This is a genomic window from Mariniflexile gromovii (genome assembly GCF_017814435.1).
Taxonomy (GTDB): Bacteria; Bacteroidota; Bacteroidia; order Flavobacteriales; family Flavobacteriaceae; genus Mariniflexile; species Mariniflexile gromovii.
Genome location: NZ_JAGJCB010000009.1, coordinates 1 through 23628 on the forward strand (window position 1 = coordinate 1; position 23628 = coordinate 23628).

The following is a 23628-nucleotide window of genomic DNA, read 5'->3' on the forward strand; positions in this document are numbered from 1 at the left end:
CTTGAACAACCTGAAGCTTAAAAGAAATCGAATAATCTTTTTGAGTACGCTTTACATACCCACTGTTTTCTGGTGTTTTCATTACACTAAGGTTTGAGTGTATCGCTATTGCAGGACGGGACATCAAAACAAGGTTATTTAGCCAATACACTCGATTTTAATGATGATTTTCTAATCATTAATTCGGGGGTTAAAACAACCTGCCTTTCAGATTTTATTTTTTTACTGTTACCTACTTCTTCTAAAAATACTTGCGCCGCAATTCTACCCATTTCTACCGGTGATTGATCCACTGAAGTTATTGAAAGTTCCATAAAACGGGTAAAAGGTTCATTTGCAAAACCAACAACACAAAACTCTTCAGGGATATTTATTCCACGCGATTTAATTTCTTGTATAGCTCCTAATGCCACAAAGTCACTTGATGAAAATATAGCATCTGGTGGTTCTGGCATGTCTAATAGAATTTTTGTTGATTTTCTGCCTTCATCAACTTTACTCATGGTTTCTATAACTAAACTTTCATCAAACTCCAAACCATTATCAATTATGGCTTGCTTATACCCTAAATACCTTTTTTCAAAAATTTCAATTTTTCTGTTATTTGATAAGTGCGCTATTCGTTTACATCCTTGGTTAATTAAATGCTGTGTTGCTTGATAACCGCCTTTAAAATCATCTATCGTTACAGAACTAACTCCAGGAATTTTCTCCTTTCTATCAAAAAAGATTAAAGGCACATTTTTTTTAAGTAACTGGTCAAAATTTCGAGTTTCTTCTGGTCCAGAATTAGAAATAGACATTAAAATTCCATCTACCTGAGCATTTAGAAGCGAATTGATATTTTCAATTTCCACACTCTTTTGGTCATGGGTTTGGCAAATAATAACATGATATCCTTGTGGGTACAATTCATCTTCAACGCCACGAATTACCGACGCAAAAAAGTTACTATCTATACGAGGTACTATAACGCCAACGTTAAAACTTTTGCCGCTTTTTAATGCTAAAGCCAGTTTGTTTTGCTCATAGTTCATTTCTTTAGCCGTATCATTGACTAATTGACGCGTAGCTTCACTTATTTTTGGGTTTCCATTTAATGCTCTAGACACCGTGGCAGCTGTTATATTAAGCTTTTCTGCTATGTCGTAAATGGTTGTTTTCTTGCTCATAAATCAATTGGTTCTATTCTGTAAATTTACATTAAATCAAATATATAAATACAAATCTTAATTTTTAAACTTAACGCTAAACATTTGGCAATAGTTTACAATAATCATTTTCAATTAAACAAGTATCATTTTTATTCAACAATTCTCTAATTTAATTTTAATACTTTATTTAAAAAATTTACAGTATAATCAAGTGTAGTTTCAAACCAGGGGTACACCAACCAAAAGGAATGAGGACTCTTGGAAATAGTGTGCACTTCATTATAAATTTGAAAACTATCCAAGATGGCTACCATATCATCTCTCCCAGCATGAAATCTTGGTTGGGCACTATTTATAAATAAAGTAGGTGGTGTATTTTCATTTACATACTCTAAAGGCGAAGCTTCTTTCCAATATTTATAATTTTCTTCTTTTGAACCATTAAGCCAAATACTTGCCATCTTTCCTTCTGATGAGGCTTCTGGATGAATAAAAGAGGTAATGCCATCAATGTTTATTATAGCCTGAACTTCATCTGAAATTTTAGCATCAGACTCATAAAGTGGTGAATTAGGGGTAACCCCAATTAGAGTTGCTAAATGCGCTCCAGCTGATGCGCCCAAAACAGCTATTTTATCTGGATTAATATGATATTTTTTTGCATTTTTTCGCATCCAAACAATAGCATCTTTTAAATCGATAACCCCTGCTGGATATGGAGCTTCCAAACCTAACCTATAAGAAGCGGAAATACCAACATACCCATTTAAAGCTAAATATTGCGCCATTATCCGTTGGTTTTCTTTACTACCGGTAAGCCATCCGCCTCCATGAATTAGTAAAACGGCAGGAAAGCTTTTTGATTTTTTCTTTTTTGGTACATAAATATCTAAATTTAGTTTTCTGTCCCCTATTTCTTTATAAACAACATCTTCATGATAGTTAATGTTTTTTGAAACCAAAGGTTTTATTGGCGTAACAAAAGGATAATTATTCTTTAATTTTTGATAGGTTGCTTCTATGGTGTACGGTGGAAATGTATGCGCATCTTGTGCTGAAACCATGTATCCAGTAATAACAAGTAAACTGATTAAATTTAGCAGAAACCTCATTTATCCATTAATTAATTTCTAATTCCGCACTTAATTCTTGCATCCCTTCAAATACTAATCTCGCCACCTCAGCAGCGCCTTTTGGCTGAAAGTGTGTATTATCTTTTAATCCTTTTGGATATGCTTCATAAATACCTTCAGGAAGATTCATAAAATAATTATTTGACACGAAGTCTTCACCCATTTTAGTAAAGAAATCCATAGATTTCTGATTTAAATCTATAAGCATAACATTTAGTTCATTTGTTAAATCTTTTGAGGCTTCGTGATATTCCGCATGTCCATTTAGTAATTTTCCATCTTTCCAAGGATAATTTCTGGTTACAGGCGTTAAAATGATTGGAATTGCTCCCTGTTCTCTTGTCTGGCTCACAAATAATCTTAAAAACTCTTTATAGCCTTCAACATCAACATAGCGTTCTGCTTTTGTTTTTGATGCATCATTATGCCCAAATTGCATGATGACGATATCATCCTTTTTAAGATTCTCAAAAACATTTCTCCATCTTCCCTCTTGAAAAAAGGTACGAGTACTGCGCCCTCCTCTAGCTCTGTCATCCACAAAAACACTATCGGTTTTAACGAGGTTTTTTAATTTGCTTAAACTATCTGAAACCATAAATTGCTGAAAAACTTGTCCCCAGCCAGTCATTGGAAACCTTGTTTTCATGTAATCTTTACCTTCTTCATAATTGTTTGAATAATCGGCCATCGTGGAATCACCTATCAAATATATTGTAGTGACTAACTGCTTTTTGGTTTGAGCCCCTAAAAGTGTGACCAACAAACAAATGCTTATAAAAGAACAGAATTTCATTAAAATTTACTTATTTGTTCAATTCTAAACTTGCTAATATAAAAGGTCCCGTTCCTTTAGGATCGTTAGATCGGATAGGTTCATTTATATAATATTCATAAGAACCATCTCTATATGGATTTCCACCCAAACCTGCAACTGCACAACATTTATTAAGGTTTACAACACCGTTTTCTTCAACAGATACTAAATTATCTAGAAGACCAGTATATGCTTTATTTGCAACGTCTAAATATTTTTCAGGCAGATAGCCTTTATGAACACCTTTAGCTAAAGTGTAAGTAAACATAGATGTACCTGTAGCTTCTAAATAATTACCTTCTCTATTTCCTTGATCTAATACTTGCCACCATAAGCCTGTTTTATCTTGAACTTTAGTAATTGCTTCAGCATATTGATTTAAATATTTGATGATTTTTTCACGACCTGGGTGATTCTCAGGTAAAAAATCCAACACATCTACCATAGCCATTCCGTACCATCCCATACCTCTTGACCAAAAATGTTGAGAGTTCCCTGTTTCTTTATTAGCCCATTTTTGCTCTTTACTTTCATCCCAACCATGGAAAAGCAAACCTGTTTTCTCATCTTTGCTGTGTTTCTGTATTAAATCTAATTGCAATACAACATCGTTATAAACTTTTTCGGCTTTGGTAGCGTCTTTGATATAATCTCTAGCATAACGGGCATGGAAAGGTTCAGCCATATACAAACCATCTAGCCACATTTGGTTAGGATAGATTTTTTTATGCCAATAACCGCCATCCGATGTTTTTGGTTGAGATTCCAACTGAGCATTTAAAGTTTCCATGGCCTTTAAAAAACGTGCTTCTTTAGTTTTTGGATATAAAAACAATAACACATCTCCAGACTTAATCATGTCTAGGTTTTGATTTGATAACTTATATGTTCCAATGTTACCAGTACTATCTATCAAAGTGTTAGCATAATCATAAATATAATCGTAATATTTTTGATTGTTTGTTTGTTCGTAAACCCTTACACATGCACTTAATACTAAACCTGGTGTATAGGTCCAACGAGGTTTATCTGAAAAATCAAGTTTTGTTGCCTCAGGAAAACGTTCAATTTCCGAAAGCATCATACGTTCAGACCATTTTAGGTTTTCTGGAATAATTTTTTCTATAGTATTAGTATCAACTACTTTTTCATTTTCTTTAGCATTTTTACAAGCTGTAGTCAAAAAAAGTAAAGCTATAACAAATGGTAATGTTTGTTTTATAGAATTTTTCATTAAAATATTATTTTAAAATGTTGGTTTTATCTAATACTTCTAACTTAGTATTTAAATCTTGAATAAAAGCTTCTTGGGTTTTAATACCATTTGGTTCTTGTTCCCAAGCACCCAAAAAATAGTATGTTATAGTTTTGATTGTTGGTTTAAAAATTACTAAGTGGTCATCAGTTCCTGTTTTTTGTTCAGCTACTTCATCAAGATTGTAAAACAGCGCCATTCCTAAATTATCCGGAGGCGTTACTAATGTTTGCTTTCCATAAGTCGCAATGTATGCCCATTGTGAACCTTCTTTTTTTATCAATGGGATTTCCTTAAACTTAACTACACCTGTGCAAATACCCGTAATTTCTTTTGATGGCATTAGTGATGCTTTGGTATATCTATCTTGAGGATAAATAGTTAGTTTTGTGTTTAAATCGATGATTTCGTTTCCAGATTTCCAACCTTGATAATGAATGTTCACAGATGAATCATTATCTGTATTATCAATTATAGCAAAGGTATTTTTTACACTTTGAAAGTGAACCACAGTATCTGCTACTATACGTCCATAACTCCCAATTCCCATAGATTTTCCTGCTTTTAGAATATCTTGCCCCCAATCAGCAGGTTCGTGATACGAATCAAATCCATCCTGCCCAACATAAGGAAGCACCAAAGAATCTACTTTTTTTCCAAAAATATCTATGGCGTTTCTCCAATCTAAATATAAACGGTAACCGATTTTGCTATTTTCCCAACCAGGTCCTTCGTAACGTAAAAACCAAGAATGATCGGTATGTTCAGCAGGCACTTGAAGTGAATCTACATTTTTAAAAGATGTACCAGAATTATATTCTTTATGCCCTCTTGAACCATCAACCCATTCTCCTCCTTCTGCAATAGAAATTTCAGCATAGGTTTTTGGAGCTATTCTTGCCCCAGCATTATCATTTAATGTGATATTAACACTATCAGTTTTTTTTCCTTTACAAGAAAAAAGAGTAAAAACAAATAGGGATATTATGGCTATATTTTTCATAATATACTTTTACTTTTTAATTATATTCTTTACCGTTTATTGTGGTGTTTTTAAACACAATAGGTTCTGAATTTTCTACAGATAAGTCTGATTCTGCATTTTTAATATGAACGTTGGTTAGAGTAACATTTTTAACGAAACTTTGCGGTCTTCCTTTTATAAGCACACCATATTTACCACCATTTTCTACAGTAATATCTTGTAAGTGGATGTTTTTAACTACGGGCATAAAATCGCCTTCTTGTGGGCCATAAATAGCATAAAATAAATTAATTTTTAACACAGCTTCTTTAACTTGCCCTACTTCAATGTTTTTTACATAAACGTTTTCTACAAAACCACCTCTTAATGTGTTCGTTTTTATTCGGATAGCACGTTCTAACTCAGGGCTATTCATTTTACAATTTCTAACATATACATTTCTAACACCTGCAGAAATTTCGCTGCCCATAACTACACCTCCATGGCCGTCTTTCATATCGCAATTTTCAACAACAATATTCTCACTTGGGATATTTACAACGCGACCATCGTTGTTTCTACCAGACTTGATAGCAATACAATCATCACCTGTATCGAAAACACATTTGTTTATATGTACATTTTTCGAATATTCAGGGTCACAACCATCGTTATTGGGACCATGGCTTTTTACTGTAACACCTTCTACCCTAACATAGTTACATTTTATGGGATGTATAACCCAAAATGGTGCATTGGTAAACGTAACACCTTGTATCAATACATTTTCACAATCAAAGGGTTGCATAAACGAAGGGCGTAATTGATAACCTTCACCAAAAATACGTTCTGAAATGGGTGTATTGTTTTCAGACATGGTCCATAAACGTGGCAAGTTATGGTCATCTTTTTGCTGAGACGTACCTTTTACATATCCATATTCTTCTTTACTGCACCAAGGCCACCAATTGGTATTACTAGCTTGACCGTTAAAAATTCCTTTGCCCGTTACAGCTATGTTTTTTTGCTTATAAGCATATATTAATGGGGAATAATTCATTAATTCCTGACCTTCATACGATGTATGTACCACTGGTAAATAATCTTTTGTTTCGGTTGAAAAAAGAACTTCAGCCCCTTCTTCCAAATGAAGATTAATATTGCTTTTTAAGTGTATGGGGCCGGTTAAAAAACGACCCGAAGGGATGAGAACTTTACCTCCTCCGGCATCATGGCATGCAGCAATGGTTTTCTTTATAGCTTCACTATTATTAGTTACCCCATCTGAAATGGCACCAAAATCAACAATATTAAACGTGTTATTGGGGAATTTAATATACTCTATTGAACTTATAATTTTTTCAGCCTCATCAAAAACATCTGTTTCTTTTACTGAATTATCCTTTGTTTTACAAGCACTTAAAAGAATAGCGACCAATGAAAAGCAAATTAAAGAATATACCGAATAGGCCTTGTGTATTTTCATGTGTTTAATATTATTTTGATGACAATTTATTGAAAATTTATTTTTAAGATTATATCAAAAGAGGTATGCAAAAACCACATACCTCTTTTAATTATTATAAACTATGTATGTGTAACAATTATAGTCTCCAACGTGGATCTCCTATGTTTTTGTCTTTTAAAGTTTGGTTTGAAATGGTGAAATTTCCACCAGCAGCATTTGTAAAGCCAGGATCTAACGTTGTATATGTTGTTGTGGCATCAAACTTAGTATTCGTGGTATGAAGCCCAAGTGTATTGAAATAATTATTATTTAAAAACGTTGGATCTGAAGTTGAACTTTGATTTGAATAAATAGCATCGGTTTGTGCAAATAAATTATTACGTACTGTAATTGCATTAGCATTGAAACGGATGTATAAAATTCTATCTGCTGTGTTGCAAACACCATACAAAGTACAATTTTCTAACAGCACATTTACTGTGGCATTCCCATTTGAAGTACCTGCAGCATCAATTCTAAAAAAGTCTCTAGCTGGTGCGCAATTGTTAAATGTACTGGTTTTAACTGTAATGTTTAAAGCATCTGAATTTCTAAAATCTATAAAATCACCACCGTTTGTTAAAACATTGGTTACAACACAGTCTTCAACAGTAACAGATTGTACAATAGCATCGGCAACATTACCAGCTATAAAAGAACGATCGTAGTCGTGAATGTTACAACCGCTAACCAACAATGAACTATAGTTACCTGCAGCACTGAAGCGAACAACATCAATAAGTGTTGAAGGCGTATCTCCAGTTAAATTTAAGTCGATAAGACTAACATTGGCTGCTCCTGCAACAATTGAAAAACTAACTTTTAACATTGGTTTAAAATCTCTTCTTAAGCCTTGGATAGTAATTGATTTATCTAAGGTTATTGTTCCAGTTTGAGAAGTGTAATCACCTTGTTCCAATAACAAGATGTCACCCGATTGTGCATTGGCAATCATTTGAAATAAATCATCCGTAGGTAATACCAATGTATTATTGCCTACATCAATTCCGGTGGTAAATGCCGCTGTACCTCTAATTTTCGCATTATTGAATAACTTGGCAGTATATCCGGTTTCCCCCGTTAATCCTGTTACCGTGGCAACCCCATTTATTTTTTCTTGAGAAGTAATAACATGTGTTATATCGCCTGGTTGAATAACGAGTTGAGTTACACTACTGTTTGCCACCCATCTAAAAGTAACTTGTGTTGCCCCTACATCGCCAGGTTCAAATGGCAACATGATTTGTTCCGTTAAGGTCGTGGCGGTACCAATAGCCCAGGTAGAATCTTCTAAGCCAATTGAGCTTACAGCTTTAACTCTAATAGAATAAACCGTTTCTCCCTCTAAAGCAACCTGAATTGGTAATTGAGTTGGAGCCACATCTACTGATTTAAATATAGTCGTGAAATTTGGATCGTCTGCACTAAATTCAACTACATACTTAGATACATTTGGGCGAACGGTCCAATTTAGTTCTACAGTAGTTTGATTTCTAATATTGGCAGTTAAAGCCACAGGAGCAAAAGCCCTGTTCACATCTAGATCATTAATCACCTCTTCATCATAACCACAACTAGTCATGGCATATGTAAGACATAGTATGAATAATACTTTTAATATATATTTTGTTTTCATATGTAAATATTTATTGTTTTTGAATGGTTTTATGCAATTTGTATGTCTTTGTTAGTGTTTGCCGCCATTTTTGGAACATACTCATTTCATAATCATAATAACCAATTTTGTGAATCCTTAATAGTTATAATCGTTAACCAATTTACCATTGCTTCCGTCTATAAATACTTGCCAAATAGGCCAAAATTGTCTATTATCAGGATTTACGCCTGTTTTAAAAAGGGAATTCACTTTAGTATCCGTTAATGAATTCCAAGTTTTAGCTGAGTATTCTGGACCCGGATTTGTGGTTTCCCCTCTATTTAATCCGTAAATCTCTAAGGTTTCATTATCTGCCTTATATTTGAAATATAACGTAGTTGGCACATTGGTATATTCACCTGTACGATTTTTAAAATTCGCCATTTTAATTTTTGCTTCTTCTAAATTCGTTTTTAGCAAATTCCAACGAATAAGTGCTTGTTTACGCTCCATTTCTCCCGTAAACTCAAACTTATGTTCGTTTACAATAGCATTAAACATGGCTTGTTTATTATTTAATGCATTTACGTAAGCTTCCACTTTAATGGGATGATCTGCAGCGGCAAAAGCTCTTTTTCTTATTTCTTTTAAATATGGAGCGGCGGCCGCAGGACCTTCTAATTCATTAGCAGCTTCAGCAGCTATTAAAAGTACTTCAGCATAACGCATGTAAATTTTATTCACACCATCGTCATTGGTTGAAGTTACAAATCGTTTCATCCATTCGTAACGGTATTTACCAAAATTCCATGTATCAGAGCTTATTAATTCTTGTTTTGAAACGCCATTTGTAGCCGTACCCCATTGATAAGGTACACAGGTTACATCTCTACGTAAATCAGATTCATCATAATCGTAAAAAACAGTAGGTAGCGGTCCTGCAATACCTCCTCTTGCTTGTCCTGTATACTGATCGACACTACGGTGACGCACGGCAAATGAGAACAACACACGACCACGTCCGTCAGCAAAAGGTATTTCCCAAAGCGATTCACCTCCTGCGGTAATATTTTCTTCATTATACTTTTTCCAGAAGTTTTGAAAAGATGGTTCTAACGAAGCTTTTCCGCTATTGATAACATCTCTACATTCATTAAGTGCCAATTGGTACATTGCTGCAACTGAAAGTTCTGGATCTGTACTTCTTCTTACAGCGTCTGGATATTGTTGAAAGCCACTTGCAACCATAGCTAAACGTGCTCTAAATCCTTTTACAAATGCCTTATTGATACGTTCTACCGTTGTTGTAGAAGAAGTTTCGTTTGGCCATGCAACTAACGTGGAGGCTTCTCCCAAGTCGGCAATAAGTTGCTTATAAATAATATCGCGACTTGATTTTGCAATGTATAAAGTTTCTGAATTTATAGGTTCAAAACGCGCAGGAACATCGCCCCAAGCCTTCATCAAATCGGCATAATAAATAGCTCTTAAAGTTAAAGCCTCCCCTAACAACTGCCCTAGTTCTGTTCCTGGTTCTGGGTTACCAAAAGTACGTAAACCTCTAATACATATATTGGCACGCTCTATACCTGTGTACATTTGAGACCAAGCATTATTCTCGGTATTCATCTGAGAATTGTTTGGTTTTGCATCATAAATCATAAGATCTGCCTGTGCATCATTCTCTTTATCAGAGTTCAGATTCCATTCCGTATCCGTATTAAAACCATAAAACGGTATAAAACGTCCTCTGTATGAGTTGGTTTGACCAAAAGGTTCTTTAATACCATCTACGGCACCTTTTGCTAATCCAGCATTAGAGAAAATTACAGATTCATCTAATGTTGATTTTGCTGGAGCTTCTAAGTAATCTTCCTGACAAGAGGTAAACAGTCCAGCTATTATTCCAAAAATTATTATGAGTATTTTTTTCATTTTATTTTCTAATAAATGATTAATTAAAAGTTAAGGTTTAAGCCCAAAACCAAAGATCTACTTCTTGGAAATGGCGAATAATCTACCCCAGGTGTTAGAGGTGTTTTTCTTCTTGTAGAAACCTCAGGGTCCAATCCTGAATAATTTGTTATAACGAACACATTATTAGCTGTAACATACAATCTTAGTTTAGAAAGTCCCATTTTGGAAGTTATCAACTCTGGAGCTGAATAACCTAAGGTTAGTGTATTCAACCTTAAAAAGGAAGCATCTTCAACTGCCCAATCGCTAAAAACAAAATTGGTAGAATAAGGAGACCACATCGTTGTATTCGCATTAAGTGCCGCTAATTGGGTAGGGTCTGTTACCAAAGTACCTGTAGCCACATCTAAATTTGTCCATCTGTTACCATCAGCCATTATAGTACTTAAGTTTCTATATTGCCCGTTGTTATTGGAAGTTGTAAACTCGATTTTATTCGCGTTATACACATCATTTCCTACACTCCAGTTAAAAGCTGCTGATAGGTCAAAACCATAAGCATTGGCATTAATAGTCATACCACCTGTATGTTTAGGTAGTGCGTTCCCAATGATAGTGTTGTCGTTTACATCTACAATCCCATCTCCTGTAATATCTTTTAATTTCATATTACCAGGTCTTGGAACTCCAACAATACCGCTATTGTTAACAACACCTGCTTTTAAAGTATAAGCTCCTGTAGTTGAGTTATAATCAAAGTCTGAAACCTCATACCTCCCATCACTTTTATAACCGTACATAACACCTAATGATTGCCCAACATTTACTATATAATCATTTCCTATTTGAGAGGACGCCCAGTTTGTGTTAGCCCCAAAATCCTCCAACAATCCAAGTGAATTTACTTTGTTCTTATTAACCCCAATGTTGAAAGCGAAATTCAATCCGTAATCGGCTTTTTGAATAGCTGCAATACTTAATGAAGCTTCAATACCTGTATTTTGATTTTCACCCATGTTTCTATACTGTGTAGCATAACCTGTACCTGGTACTGGGAAATTGATTAAAAGATCGCTGGTAAGATTTTTATAAGCTTCAACGGAACCACTAATACGCCCTTTAAACAAATCAAAATCAAGACCTATATTTTGAGTGATCATAGTTTCCCATTTTAAATCTGGGTTGGCTAAAACATTTGCAGCTGCCCAATAATTTGCTACACCATTAATATAGGTAGTTGTACTCGATTGAAAACTCTGTACCGTTTGACCTGAAGGAATATTATTGTTTCCTGCTTCACCATAACTTACCCTAAGTTTTAACAAGTCTAACCATGAAACATCTTTTAAGAAGCTTTCTTCAGAAATTTTCCAAGCTGCTGCAGCAGATGGAAAGTAACCCCATACATTATCGCCTAAGAACTTACTCGATCCATCGGCACGATAGGTAGCGGTAAGCAGATAACGATTTTTATAATCATAGTTTACACGACCAAAAAATGACAATAATCTATCATCTGGACTATAGAAGTTATCGACTGAAATAGGCGTTCCTTGTGAAGTAAGTTTTGTAGAAGTATTAAAATCAAAAAACTTAGGAAGCCCTTGAATTTCAGTTGTTAATTCATTTCGTTTTGTAAATATCATCTCTTCACCAACAAGGAGTTTTAAACCATGGTTATCACCCAAGAATTTTTTAAAATCATAATTCAGGGTATTTGCATTTCTAAAACTCTCTCTTTTTTCATCACTGATAAGTATCGATGGTAAGCCTTGGTTTTCAGCTGAAGGTCTGTTGCTTGCATAATATGTAGAACGACCATAAAAACGGTAATCCAAATCATTTCGGTTATCCAAACCTAAATCCATTTTATAGTGAAGGTTATCAATAATTTTCCATGAAAAACTACCAAGCATGTTGAAGTTTTTTCTAAGTTGTTGACGCTGGTTATCATCTACAGCCACGAAAGGATTTATCAAATAAGAAGATAATGCCTCATCGGTATTGTCTGTAGTTAAACCAGGAAGCGGTATTGGCGAATAACCAACACTATGTCTTAAACGGGCATCGGCAGAAGAAATCTCGTTTTGTTCGTTGGCACCACCACCGTTAATTTCTGTATCAGAATATCGTAATGTGAAGGATAAATCTATTTTTTCACTCGCTTTGCTTTTTAAGGATAATGATATATTATCTCTTTTATAATCAGATCCAATCATAATCCCTTTAGAATTATAATGAGCGTAGTTAAAATTATAATTTATTTTTTCAGAACCACCTCTTATTCCTAGCTCACGGCTTTGGGTCTCGCCCATTTTGCCATAAATTTGTTTTTGCCAATTATTACCGGTCAGTCCGTTGTATTGGTCCACATCTTGCCAAAGTCCAAATATACTTTCGTAAGTATCTACCCTATTTCTAAGTAAAGCATACTCATATTGCCATTTCGCAAAATCACTGGGTTCAAGTACATCAATGGTTTCTGCAATTTTAGATACACCATAGAACATATTAAAATTTACAGCCATTTTACCGTCTTTTCCACTTTTGGTAGTTACTATAATTACACCGTAAGCACCTCTTGAACCATAGATAGCGGTTGAAGAAGCATCTTTTAATACTGTGATAGTTTCAATATTAGAAGGAGTTACATCGCTTAAACTGTTTACAGGAAACCCGTCTACAATTACCAATGGCGAACTATCTTGGGTTAACGACCCTCCACCACGAATTCTAATATTAATTTCTGCATCAGGTGAACCTTCAGAAGATGTTACCTGTACACCTGCTAAACGACCTGTTAAAGCTTCGGATACACTTGCAATAGATTGTTTTTGCAAATCTCCACCTCCAATAGTAGCTACAGACCCTGTTAAATCAGATTTTTTAGCAGTTCCATAACCTATAACAATAACCTCGTCTAACGATGCCAAGTCCGGTTTAAGCAGAATATTTACATTGGTTTTCCCTGCTAAATTAATTTCTTGGGTCACATAACCAATGTATGAAACTACCAAAGTTGCATTAGCACCAACGGAACTTAAAGTAAAATTGCCATCGAAATCTGTAGAAGTACCGTTTGTAGTACCTTTTACAAGCACCGTAGCTCCAGGCAAAGGACCACCCAAGTCATCATCTGTTACAATACCACTTATTGTTTTATTTTGCGCATATATATTAGTGTTGCATAAAAAAAGCAAACCAATCATTAAAGGCAAAAAGCTCTTTGTTCTTTGCTGATTTATTTTTGCTCTCAGTTTTATAAAAGAGAAAAAATGATCAAATAGAAAATGGTTCGTCATAAATAATTTGTTTAGTTGTTAATAATTATGTTTAGTTATTTTGTTTAAGAAACTTTAATAATGCCACTTATAATTATCATTTCTTAAATTACGATATTTTAAATCAATACTTAATAAAACCATGCTATTATTAATCCTTAATATTGAAATACTGCAACAATATGATGTAATCGATTGCCCAAATATATAAAAAATTATATTTGAACCAAATTATTTCATGTAAATTATTGTGAATAAGTTAATTTTTATACTTAAAAATCAACAATTTACTTAAATATACTTTTTAAATCTTTAAAATTTGAAAATTAAAATTACTTTTGTAATGGATTACATTAGTGTATTTGTACTGAAAATGATACAGTTATCGCATCTAAAAATCTAACTTAACTCTATATCTATATTTATATGAAAAAATTAATACTTACAAGCCTTATTATTATGAGCGTTTACAATGTTATAGGCCAGAATTATTACATGTCACAACCAGAAGGCTATGGTGCTGCAACTACTGGAGGTGGAAATGCAACACCCGTAACAGTAACTACTTATACCGATTTAAAAGCCAAAATCAAATTAACCACACCACAAGTTATATTGGTATCTGGTACTATTACATTTTCAGCATCCGAATTACAAATTAGCGAGGTAGTTACCAATAAAACCATACTAGGTTTACCGGGAGCTAGACTAGTAAATAACAAACAAACAGCTTCTGGTTCTGGTATTCTGAATTTGAAAAGTGGTTCTAGCAATGTAATCATTAGAAATATAATTTTTGAAGGACCGGGAGCTTATGATGTAGATGGTCGTGACAATCTTACTTCAGAAGGTTGTGTAAATTTGTGGGTAGATCATTGTGAATTTCAAGATGGAACAGATGGCAATTTTGATATTAAAAACTCTTCCGATAATATAACGGTATCTTGGTGTAAATTCACTTATCTTAAACCAGCTGTTGCAGGTGGTCCTGGTGGCTCTAATGATCACCGTTTTTCAAATTTAATAGGCTCAAGTAGTACAGATGCACCTAGTGATGGCCATTATAGCGTAACTTTTCAAAATTGTTATTGGGCTGCCGGGTGTAAAGATAGAATGCCTAGATCTAGAAACGGACAATTGCATATTTTAAACTGTTACTACAATACGGTTGGTGTCTCAAATTCAAATGCATTGGGCTTGGGTGGTGGAAGCAATAATTTAACCTGCTATGTAGAAAATACCAATTTTGCTTATGTAGGAACCGTGTATAAGAATTACAACAGTTCTGATGGTGGCACTGTTAGTTTGCAATTTGATGGATGCATAAACGGAGTTTCAAACGTTGGTACTGTAACTAAACCTAGCTATGCTTATACTGTACTTCCTGTTAATGATGTTGCAACTTATATACCAGACTCCACTTGTGGCGCTGGGGCAACATTACAAGTAACTTCTACTGGAGAAATTTCGAGCTGTGGAGGATCTTTAGGTTTAGCTGAAAATGCTCAAGACTTAGGAATAAAATACTACCCTACTGTTGTTGATGATAAATTATATGTTGATTTCACTAATAAATTAGCTGGTAAGTCTATAATAAAAATTTATTCTATAAGCGGACAAATAGTATATAATTATTCAACTGAAATACCATCTAATAAAAAATTAGAACTGAGTTTATCTAGTTTGGATAAAGGATTCTATATATGCCATCTACAAATGGACAATGTGGCTGTTAATTGGAAAATTATAAAGAAGTAAACTTTTAAATTTTAATAAAAAATGAAAGCCAAAAAGACATATCTATTTAATTAATAACACCGATTCGTTTTTTTTATAACTTAATGTAATCGATTACTTTTATAAATATTGATTTTTATGAATTTAAACAACTCAAATCTTAGTCTGCCTACTTTTTTAAAATGAAAATAACTAAACTATAAGACAATGAAGAAACTATTCTTAATTTTGATTCCTTTGCTGCTATTTACTATTTCAGCACTCGGGCAAACCACGATCTCTTACAATTTAAAAGACCAATCAACTTTTACCAACACAGGAGTTCAATGGGATCCGGTAACCTCTACCACCAGTCCCGATGGAAAAATAAGAACTCAATCTGCTACAAGCTTATGGCATAGCGCTGGTTATGGCGTTGTATTTAAAACGGGGAATTCTTTGGAAATTGATGTCCCCGAAGGGCAAAACACAATACGCTTTTATGGCTCTGTGTATAGTTCAGGCAATATGAGTGGCGGAACAACCGTTGGTGGTGCCGAACTAGGGGTTGTAGATGTTGACATAGATTCGCATCCTGGAATGGCAGATCAGACAGGTTATTATGGATTTACATATACTGGAAGTGCCTCTACACTATACTTCACATTTAGTGGTTCTAATGCCTATACCCCTGCCATTGATGTAACAAATATTGAAATTACAATAGCAAAAACAGATGTTTGGGATTTTGGCGCACAACAGTTAGACAACGTGCTCTATAATAATATGTTAACAGAAGCCAAAATTAACGCTTGGTATGGAGCCACTGCCCCAGGCACCTCTGGAGTTGTTTTACCTTCATTCACAGAAGGAGATTTAGGCTTTGTTGCTGGAAGCAACGACCGATTACGCACAACAAACACAAACCTTACCCGATGGGATACCAATATAGCCAGCTCTACTACCTATACAGGAAGAGTATATATTAATTCTGGTGGAGCCACAGGTAGATATTTAACTTTAAATTTGAATGAAGATGATGAAGTTACTATAGCTGCTAGAACTGATGCTGGAGGAAACATCAATTTTAAGTATGTTGCAAACCCAACAGCTCAAACAGATATTGTTGCTGTTCCTGCGGCTGAAACCTTGTTGAAATTTGTTGCAAAATCAGCTGGAGCTTATCAAATATTCGATACTTCAGGAAAACCAAGTTATTTTAGGGTTTACAGAAAAGCCGCTAGGTATATAACTGTAACTGGTTCTATTGATGAAACAATGGCTGCCGGAATACCTAATGGATATACCATCAATTTTACAAATGAAGCCGGTAAAACTTTTTCAACCGTCGCCTCTAGTGGTACTTACAGTATAAACTTACCTGCAGAATACACCTATAATCTTAGTTTGGGTGGCGCTAATGGGTATGTTATTTCAAACGGATTAAGTTTAAATGTTACCGAGTCAACTACCACTCATAACATAACGGTTTTACAAGTGGATTTGTATACTGTTAATGGTACTATAACAGGCTTATCAAACCTTACCGATCTGGTATTGCACTATACCCCAGACCCAGTTGCCAATAAAGTTATATTCCTATTGTTTCAATAAATAAAACGGCATCTACATATAGTGTGAATCTAGAAGCTGGTGTAGAATATACCATTACTGCCGATAGTGTAAATGATTACGAAATTTTAGCGAATACCATTACCATAGGTGCTGCTAATCAAACTGCGGATATTGATTTTACACTTAAACCTTTATATAATGTTACTATAAATACACCTGGTTTAGAGGCATCTCAAAAGAGTTCATTAAGCTTAACGTTTACCAATAAAAATGAACCTGGTTACTCATACACTTTTTCAGATGTATCAACAGTAGCCTTACGCAATGGTACATACACGATTACTTATGCAGGTTTAGACGCCTACCCTGTTGATTTGGCATTAACGTCAAACCTAAGTATTTCGGGTGCGAATACATCAAAAGATTTAACGTTCATTCCGTTAAAAGAATGGGTATTTAACGATCGTAATATAACTTCGGCTACGGCATATAAAGGCCTTATGTTTACAGGTAGTGTGAATGTAAGAGGAACAAATGGCGATTTATTAGCTTCATCTGGTGCTACCATCAGTATTCCTGTAAAGGTTGGAGAAAAAGTCCTAATAACCGATTATTATCAGTCGAACTATTCCATTGAAGGTGGGGCACCAATCACCAATACTTCTAATTCAACAGGAACCAAAATTACCACAGAATATGTGTACTCAGGGGTTTCTGATGGTACTGTAACACTAACAACAGCTGGCACTTCTTATTTTGTTTCTATAAAAATTTTAGACGTTGTAACATATAGTCCAACAATAACAGTTGGTACTAATAAAGAGTATCAAACCATCAATGAAGCTCTAAATGCCATTGCATTAATGGATCGTTCTGGAAATGAACGTGTCAATGTATTAATAGATCCTGGTAACTACGAAGAAATGCTTGTTATAAACAGTCCGAATGTTACTTTAAAAAATTCAGCTTCCAGCCCAAGTATTGCCATTTTAAATGCAGGTGTAGATATTAATGCCAATGCCGTAAGAATTACGTCGTATTACGGACAAAAATACAATTTCTTCAGTCAAGGTACAGACAATAAATGGCATGCCGATGTTCTGGCTGTAAATAAAGCCAATGGTTATACAAATTATGTAAATCAAGAAGGAACCGGTAATGGTTCATCGTATTGGAACGCTACCGTTGTAGTGGCAGCAAATGGATTTACTGCTGAAAATATCATTTTAGAGAACTCATTTAATCAGTATATTTCCCTTAAAGAATCGCAAGATGTAGTGCAGCCTAAAGCCTCAGATCCGGTTCGACCCACAAATTATGGCAACACCAGTGTTCAAAACAGAGCTGCTGGTTATGTTACCCAGGCGGCAGCTATTGGTATTGCAAACAATACCGATAAAGTGATACTGAACAATTGCCGTGTAATTGGTAGACAAGATTCATTTTTTGGTGGAACAAATGCGAGGGTTGTTGTTTATAAAGGTGTCATGATGGGAGCCGTTGATTATATTTTCGGACCAATGACAGCTGTTTTTTACCAAACAGATTTTGTTTTAAACACAAGTGACCACAGTAGTGATGCTGCTTATATAACAGCTGCTCAACAATCTAGCGGAAGAGGTTATCTTATGTATGAGTGCCATGTAAAATCGCCAATACCAGGAATTGAATCTGCTTCAACTTACGGTTCAAAACCTGGATATTATGGGCGTCCTTGGGCGCCAAACACAAGCGAAGTCGTGTTTTACAATACAACAATAGATGCATCTACCTTTCCTGGTTCTGAAGGCTTGTCTTTAATTTCACCCGTGGGTTGGACAAGTTCATTAGGCGGTGAATCAAACAAAATGTATGAATTCGGAACTATAGAATTAGCTTCCGGTATTGATAATTCTGCAAATCGTGCTTCTTGGTCAACCGTCTTAACCTCTCCTACTTTAACACATGATGGAACAGCCATCAATACGTTTAACTTCACAAAAGGAAATGATAATTGGGATCCCATTGCAGAATTAAATAGCCTAAGTATAGGTGATTTTGTTAAAACAGCATCAAATGTAAATGTTGCTGGTTATGGTGGTAAAGTACATGTGTACAATGTAAAATCGAAAACCCAAATACATATCTACAATATTACAGGAGCTTTGGTTAAAACTATTGAAACAAAAACAGATACCAATTTTGATTTTAAAAATGGTTTATGGATAGTAACCATTAAAGACGCCGATGGACATAAGGCAATGAAATTAATAACACACTAATTATTAGATTGATAACAAAATAAAAAAGGAGGTTAATTTGATGTTTTCCTCCTTTTTTATTATACAATAAGAAGAAAAAATCCAAGAACCCACATTAAATCGGCTAAAAAAGCTATTCATCGAATTAATCTAAAAATATCAATAATTAACTGTTAATATTTTCGCTTTTTACAAATATTTATCTATTTTAGATAATCGATTACATTATATTTATCTATACGTAATGTAATCGATAACACTAATACTAACTTTAAAACTATTCAAACATGAAAAAAAAATTACTTTTATTTCTTTTACCCGTAATACTTTTTACGGTGACTTTACAAGCACAGACTAAGTTGTGGAACTTTAGTGATGGTTCTTGGCCAACAAGCTCTGGCATAGGTTCATCTGAACAGGTAGTAGATCAACTTGGTATGTTCCCTATTGCTACCAATACTAATTTTGGGGCAGTTAATCAAAGTAACATTACATTTACAGACAGTTTGGTACGTTCTATTCGTTTTCAAATGAATGGAGGTGGTGGTGCCACTCCTCCTGATTATCAACCTGTACAACGTTATTTGTATTTTAATGTTGATGGAGCATGTACAGTGAAAGTTTGGTTTAAAACTGGAAGCAACGGAACAACGCGTACCCTTTTTGTAACTGCCGGCACTACTCTTATAGGTTCAGAAACCACTAATGATAGTGGTACAGGAGGTTCTAATGGAGACTCTGCAATTATCACATGTTCTCCTAGTGCTTCAGGTAAATATTACATATATGGTGATGCTGCTTGCAATATTTATCAAATTGAAGTAACAGGTGCTAATGTTACCACGCCTACTCTTGGATTGAACGACAAAGCCTTTCCTATTTCAACAAATTTGCAAGCTTTAGGTAACAGAATATTTGTTTCAAACGTTAAATCTAGTTCTGAAATTAAAATATACAGCATTACTGGTGCCTTGGTTAAAGAATTTAAAACCAATAGCGATATGGATTTCTCTTTCAAATCTGGGTTATATATTGCCACTATAAAAACCTCTGAAGGACAAAAATCCGTTAAACTATTAACGCATTAAAAAAAGACGAACTCTAAATGAAAAAAAGGATATCCATTGGGTATCCTTTTCAATATAAACAAATAGGCTTTAAAATGAAAAAATTAAAAGGTTGTTTACTATTTTCACTAATTTTAGTGTCATTAACCTATGCTCAACAAAAAAATGAGGTTTTAAATGATTCTATAAAAACGTATACTATCGAAAATTGTGTAAACCAATTTAAAATGGAAAAAGCTGTAAGCACCAATGTAGGTTATCAGTATTGGTTTGCCGATAAAGATTTTATTGATGGCAGAACGCTTAAATTGAGTGTGGTGGCTCCCCATAAATCAACACATGCTCCACACCAACACATTGAAGACGAGTTCTTTTTTGTTTTAGAAGGCACTGCAGAATTTTACCTTGATGGAAAAACCCAAACTGCAGGTGCGTACACCAGTTTTTACTGTCCGTCCAATTCCATGCATGGCATCAGTAATGTTGGAGATACCGAATTAAAATATTTGGTCATAAAAAAATACGAACAGAATTAAATAAAAAGTAAGTACACATGAATTTTTTAAAAAGAAATATATTAACGCTATTTGTAACTTGTTTGGCATCAACAATTCTCCAAGCACAAATTCTGGATAAATCTTGGGAAAAAATAACCCAAATGGAAGAAGGTTCTTGGTTTGCATCACAAGAAGCAAAGGACATAGCGGAAAATGTATTGCTTTACCAAAGAAACATAGGTGGTTGGGAGAAAAATATTCAAATGCATAAACCACTTTCTGATACAGAAAAAAAGAATTTATTAGCTTTAAAAGATACGCCTAAGGGATGCACCACTGATAATGGCGCTACCTATAACGAAATGCTATTCCTGTCTAAAATTTATAGACAAGTACCTGACGAACGTTACAAAAAAGCATTTTTAGCAGGCTTAAACTATATTTTGGAAGCACAATATGAAAATGGCGGTTGGCCTCAATTTTATCCTCTAAAAAAAGGGTATTACACCCATATTACTTACAACGACGATTCTATGGTACATATTCTTAATGTGCTAAAGGAAATTAAAAACAAAACCGATTACTTTTCAATTAAACCCTCTGAAGAAACCATCGAACGTGTAAAAACAGCATTCAATAAAGGGATTGATTGCATCATAAAAACCCAATATAAACAAAATGGTGTTTTAACAAGTTGGTGTGCACAACACGACGAAAACACCTTATTACCTACCAATGCCAGAGCTTATGAATTGGCTTCTTTAAGCGGTAAAGAATCGGCTAAAATCGTATTGCTTTTAATGGATATTGAAAACCCTTCCAACGCTATTATAACAGCAGTAAATAGTGCTTATGTTTGGTTTGAGAAAGTAAAAATAACGGGATTAAGAGAAGAACGTATTTACAACGATAAAGGGAAAATAATTGACAAAAAAATGGTGCCAGATGCTGATGCTCCACCGCTTTGGGCACGTTTTATGAATTTAGAGGATAACAAACCCTTTTTCTGCGATAGAGATGGTATTAAAAAAGAAACATTGGCCGAAATTGGTGAAGAACGACGAAACGGCTATGGATGGTACACCAACGAGCCTAAGGAAGTACTAAAAAAATACCCTAAATGGAAAGAGAAATATGATAGTTTGTCTTCCGAAAAAAAAGTAAAATCACCAAAAGATGACTATAACATGGTGGTTGCCAAAGATGGTACAGGCGATTTCGAAACCATCCAAGATGCCATAAATGCATCAAAAGCATTTCCATACCAACGCGTTTTTATACACGTTAGAAATGGTATTTATAATGAAAAGGCACATATATACTCCTGGAACACAAAAGTGTCTTTAATTGGAGAGAGTAAAGAAAGCACCATTATTACTTTTAATGATTTTTTTGGTAAAATTGATTTAGGAAGAAACAGCACTTTTCACACATCAACGCTTTTGGTTGAAGGCAATGATTTTATTGCAAAAAACATCACAATTCAAAACACATCCGGTCCCGTAGGGCAAGCCATAGCACTATCTGTAAATGCCACTAGATGTTATTTTGAAAATTGCGCACTTTTAGGATTTCAAGATACGCTTTACACTACTGGCGAAGGATTTAAAAACTACTTTAAAAACTGCTTGATTGAAGGAAGTACCGATTTTATTTTTGGTGAAGCTACCGTGTTTTTTGAAGGTTGTGTGATTAACAGTAAAACCAATTCATATATTACGGCAGCATCAACACCTAAAAATCAAGATTTCGGGTTTGTATTTAAAAACTGTAAACTAATTGCTGACAAGAACGTAACCGAAGTTTTTTTAGGACGCCCCTGGCGAACCTATGCTAAAACCGTTTTTATAGGTTGCGAAATGGGCAAACATATAAAGCCTGAAGGTTGGAACAATTGGAACAATAAAGAAGCCGAAACTCACTCATTTTATGTTGAATACCAATGTATAGGTGCTGGCTATCAACCCGAAAGCAGAGTAAAATGGTCGCACCAATTAAAAAAATCGGAAGCAAAAAAATATACTATTGAAAATATCCTTAAATCCGATAGTGAAAATGCAAAATGGTATTTAAACTGAATGTATTATGAAAATTAAATTAATTATTTTATGCCTGTTTATGTCTAGTTGTATGGCACAACAAACTACTATTTATCTAATTGGCGACTCCACCATGGCCAATAAAGAGAACCCTGAAACAAATCCGGAATATGGTTGGGGGCAAGTTTTACCTCAGTTTTTTAATGAAGAGGTAATAATTGACAACAGAGCCGTAAATGGTAGAAGCTCCAAAAGTTTTACAGCCGAAAATAAGTGGGATGCTGTGCTTAAAACATTGAAAAAGGGCGATTATGTTTTTATTCAATTTGGACATAACGATCAAAAAATAAATGACCCCAACCGCTATACAAATCCGCATACCTCCTACCGTTATAATTTAATAAAGTTTGTTTTAGAAACTAGAGAAAAAGGCGCTATACCTGTTTTGTTTTCATCTATTGCTCGAAGAAATTTCAATGATGCGGGCACTTTGGTTGATACGCATGGTGCGTATCCTTTAGAAGTAAGGCTGGTAGCTCAAGAATACCAAGTGGCATTTATAGACCTTCAATATTTAACTGAAAAACTAGAAGAATCTTACGGTGTTGAAGGGTCAAAAAAGCTTCACTTACATTTTGAACCTGGTGAAAATTCATATTATAAAGAAGGAAAGCATGATGATACGCATCTTTCAAAACTAGGTGCTACAGAAATAGCTAAACTTGCTACGCTCCAATTAAAAAAACAAGTACCTAGTTTAATCAATTATATTAAATAATGTAGATTTATTTTAAAACTTTGTAATTAAAAAGGGTTCGATTTATTGTTAAATCGAACCCCTATCATTTTACTAATTTGCTATTAAAAAG

16 protein-coding genes are annotated in these 23628 nt (G+C 34.4%); 7 read left to right on the top strand and 9 right to left on the bottom strand.

Going from position 1 to position 23628, the window contains the following annotated elements; translation table 11 throughout:
• Positions 1-134: 134 nt before the first annotated feature.
• The 9 genes from J8H85_RS10285 to J8H85_RS10325 form a co-directional block, all read right to left on the bottom strand.
• Positions 135-1172 (bottom strand): LacI family DNA-binding transcriptional regulator, encoded by a 1038-nt coding sequence (locus tag J8H85_RS10285; RefSeq protein WP_209655116.1) that lies wholly within the window; start codon positions 1170-1172, stop codon positions 135-137.
• A gap of 146 nt (positions 1173-1318) precedes the next feature.
• Complete coding sequence (locus J8H85_RS10290) at positions 1319-2266, bottom strand: alpha/beta hydrolase (RefSeq protein ID WP_209655117.1); 948 nt, start codon at positions 2264-2266, stop codon at positions 1319-1321.
• Positions 2267-2273: 7 nt separating this feature from the next.
• The gene (locus J8H85_RS10295; RefSeq protein ID WP_209655118.1) at positions 2274-3083 is read right to left on the bottom strand and encodes a rhamnogalacturonan acetylesterase; all 810 of its coding nucleotides are present in this window, start codon (positions 3081-3083) and stop codon (positions 2274-2276) included.
• Between the two features lie 10 nt (positions 3084-3093).
• Positions 3094-4338 (bottom strand): glycoside hydrolase family 88/105 protein, encoded by a 1245-nt coding sequence (locus J8H85_RS10300; protein WP_209655119.1) that lies wholly within the window; start codon positions 4336-4338, stop codon positions 3094-3096.
• A gap of 7 nt (positions 4339-4345) precedes the next feature.
• Positions 4346-5362, bottom strand: a complete 1017-nt coding sequence (locus J8H85_RS10305; RefSeq protein ID WP_209655120.1) for a DUF4861 family protein — start codon at positions 5360-5362, stop codon at positions 4346-4348.
• A gap of 16 nt (positions 5363-5378) precedes the next feature.
• Entirely contained in the window at positions 5379-6809 is a 1431-nt protein-coding gene (locus J8H85_RS10310) for a glycoside hydrolase family 28 protein (protein WP_209655121.1), read from the bottom strand.
• A gap of 118 nt (positions 6810-6927) precedes the next feature.
• A complete protein-coding gene (locus J8H85_RS10315; RefSeq protein ID WP_209655122.1) occupies positions 6928-8466 on the bottom strand; it encodes a DUF5123 domain-containing protein in 1539 nt (512 codons plus the stop codon).
• A 117-nt stretch (positions 8467-8583) separates the two neighbouring features.
• Entirely contained in the window at positions 8584-10362 is a 1779-nt protein-coding gene (locus J8H85_RS10320; protein WP_209655123.1) for a RagB/SusD family nutrient uptake outer membrane protein, read from the bottom strand.
• Positions 10363-10385: 23 nt separating this feature from the next.
• A complete protein-coding gene (locus J8H85_RS10325; protein WP_245243782.1) occupies positions 10386-13646 on the bottom strand; it encodes a SusC/RagA family TonB-linked outer membrane protein in 3261 nt (1086 codons plus the stop codon).
• Positions 13647-14051: 405 nt separating this feature from the next.
• Between J8H85_RS10325 and J8H85_RS10330 the strand changes: the two genes are divergently transcribed.
• From J8H85_RS10330 to J8H85_RS10360, 7 genes are all read left to right on the top strand, one after another.
• Complete coding sequence (locus tag J8H85_RS10330; protein ID WP_209655124.1) at positions 14052-15383, top strand: pectate lyase family protein; 1332 nt, start codon at positions 14052-14054, stop codon at positions 15381-15383.
• A gap of 186 nt (positions 15384-15569) precedes the next feature.
• Positions 15570-16955: a hypothetical protein gene (locus J8H85_RS10335; RefSeq protein ID WP_209655125.1), complete on the top strand. Its 1386-nt coding sequence runs from the start codon at positions 15570-15572 to the stop codon at positions 16953-16955.
• Positions 16956-16978: 23 nt separating this feature from the next.
• Complete coding sequence (locus tag J8H85_RS19090) at positions 16979-19177, top strand: pectinesterase family protein (RefSeq protein ID WP_209655126.1); 2199 nt, start codon at positions 16979-16981, stop codon at positions 19175-19177.
• Positions 19178-19443: 266 nt separating this feature from the next.
• Positions 19444-20244 (top strand): T9SS type A sorting domain-containing protein, encoded by an 801-nt coding sequence (locus J8H85_RS10345; RefSeq protein ID WP_209655127.1) that lies wholly within the window; start codon positions 19444-19446, stop codon positions 20242-20244.
• Positions 20245-20261: 17 nt separating this feature from the next.
• Positions 20262-20759: a cupin domain-containing protein gene (locus J8H85_RS10350; protein WP_245243783.1), complete on the top strand. Its 498-nt coding sequence runs from the start codon at positions 20262-20264 to the stop codon at positions 20757-20759.
• Positions 20760-20776: 17 nt separating this feature from the next.
• On the top strand, positions 20777-22798 hold the full coding sequence (pelA, locus tag J8H85_RS10355) for a pectate lyase (protein WP_209655128.1): 2022 nt from the start codon (positions 20777-20779) through the stop codon (positions 22796-22798).
• Between the two features lie 7 nt (positions 22799-22805).
• Entirely contained in the window at positions 22806-23537 is a 732-nt protein-coding gene (locus tag J8H85_RS10360) for a rhamnogalacturonan acetylesterase (protein ID WP_209655129.1), read from the top strand.
• The last annotated feature ends 91 nt before the right edge of the window (positions 23538-23628 follow it).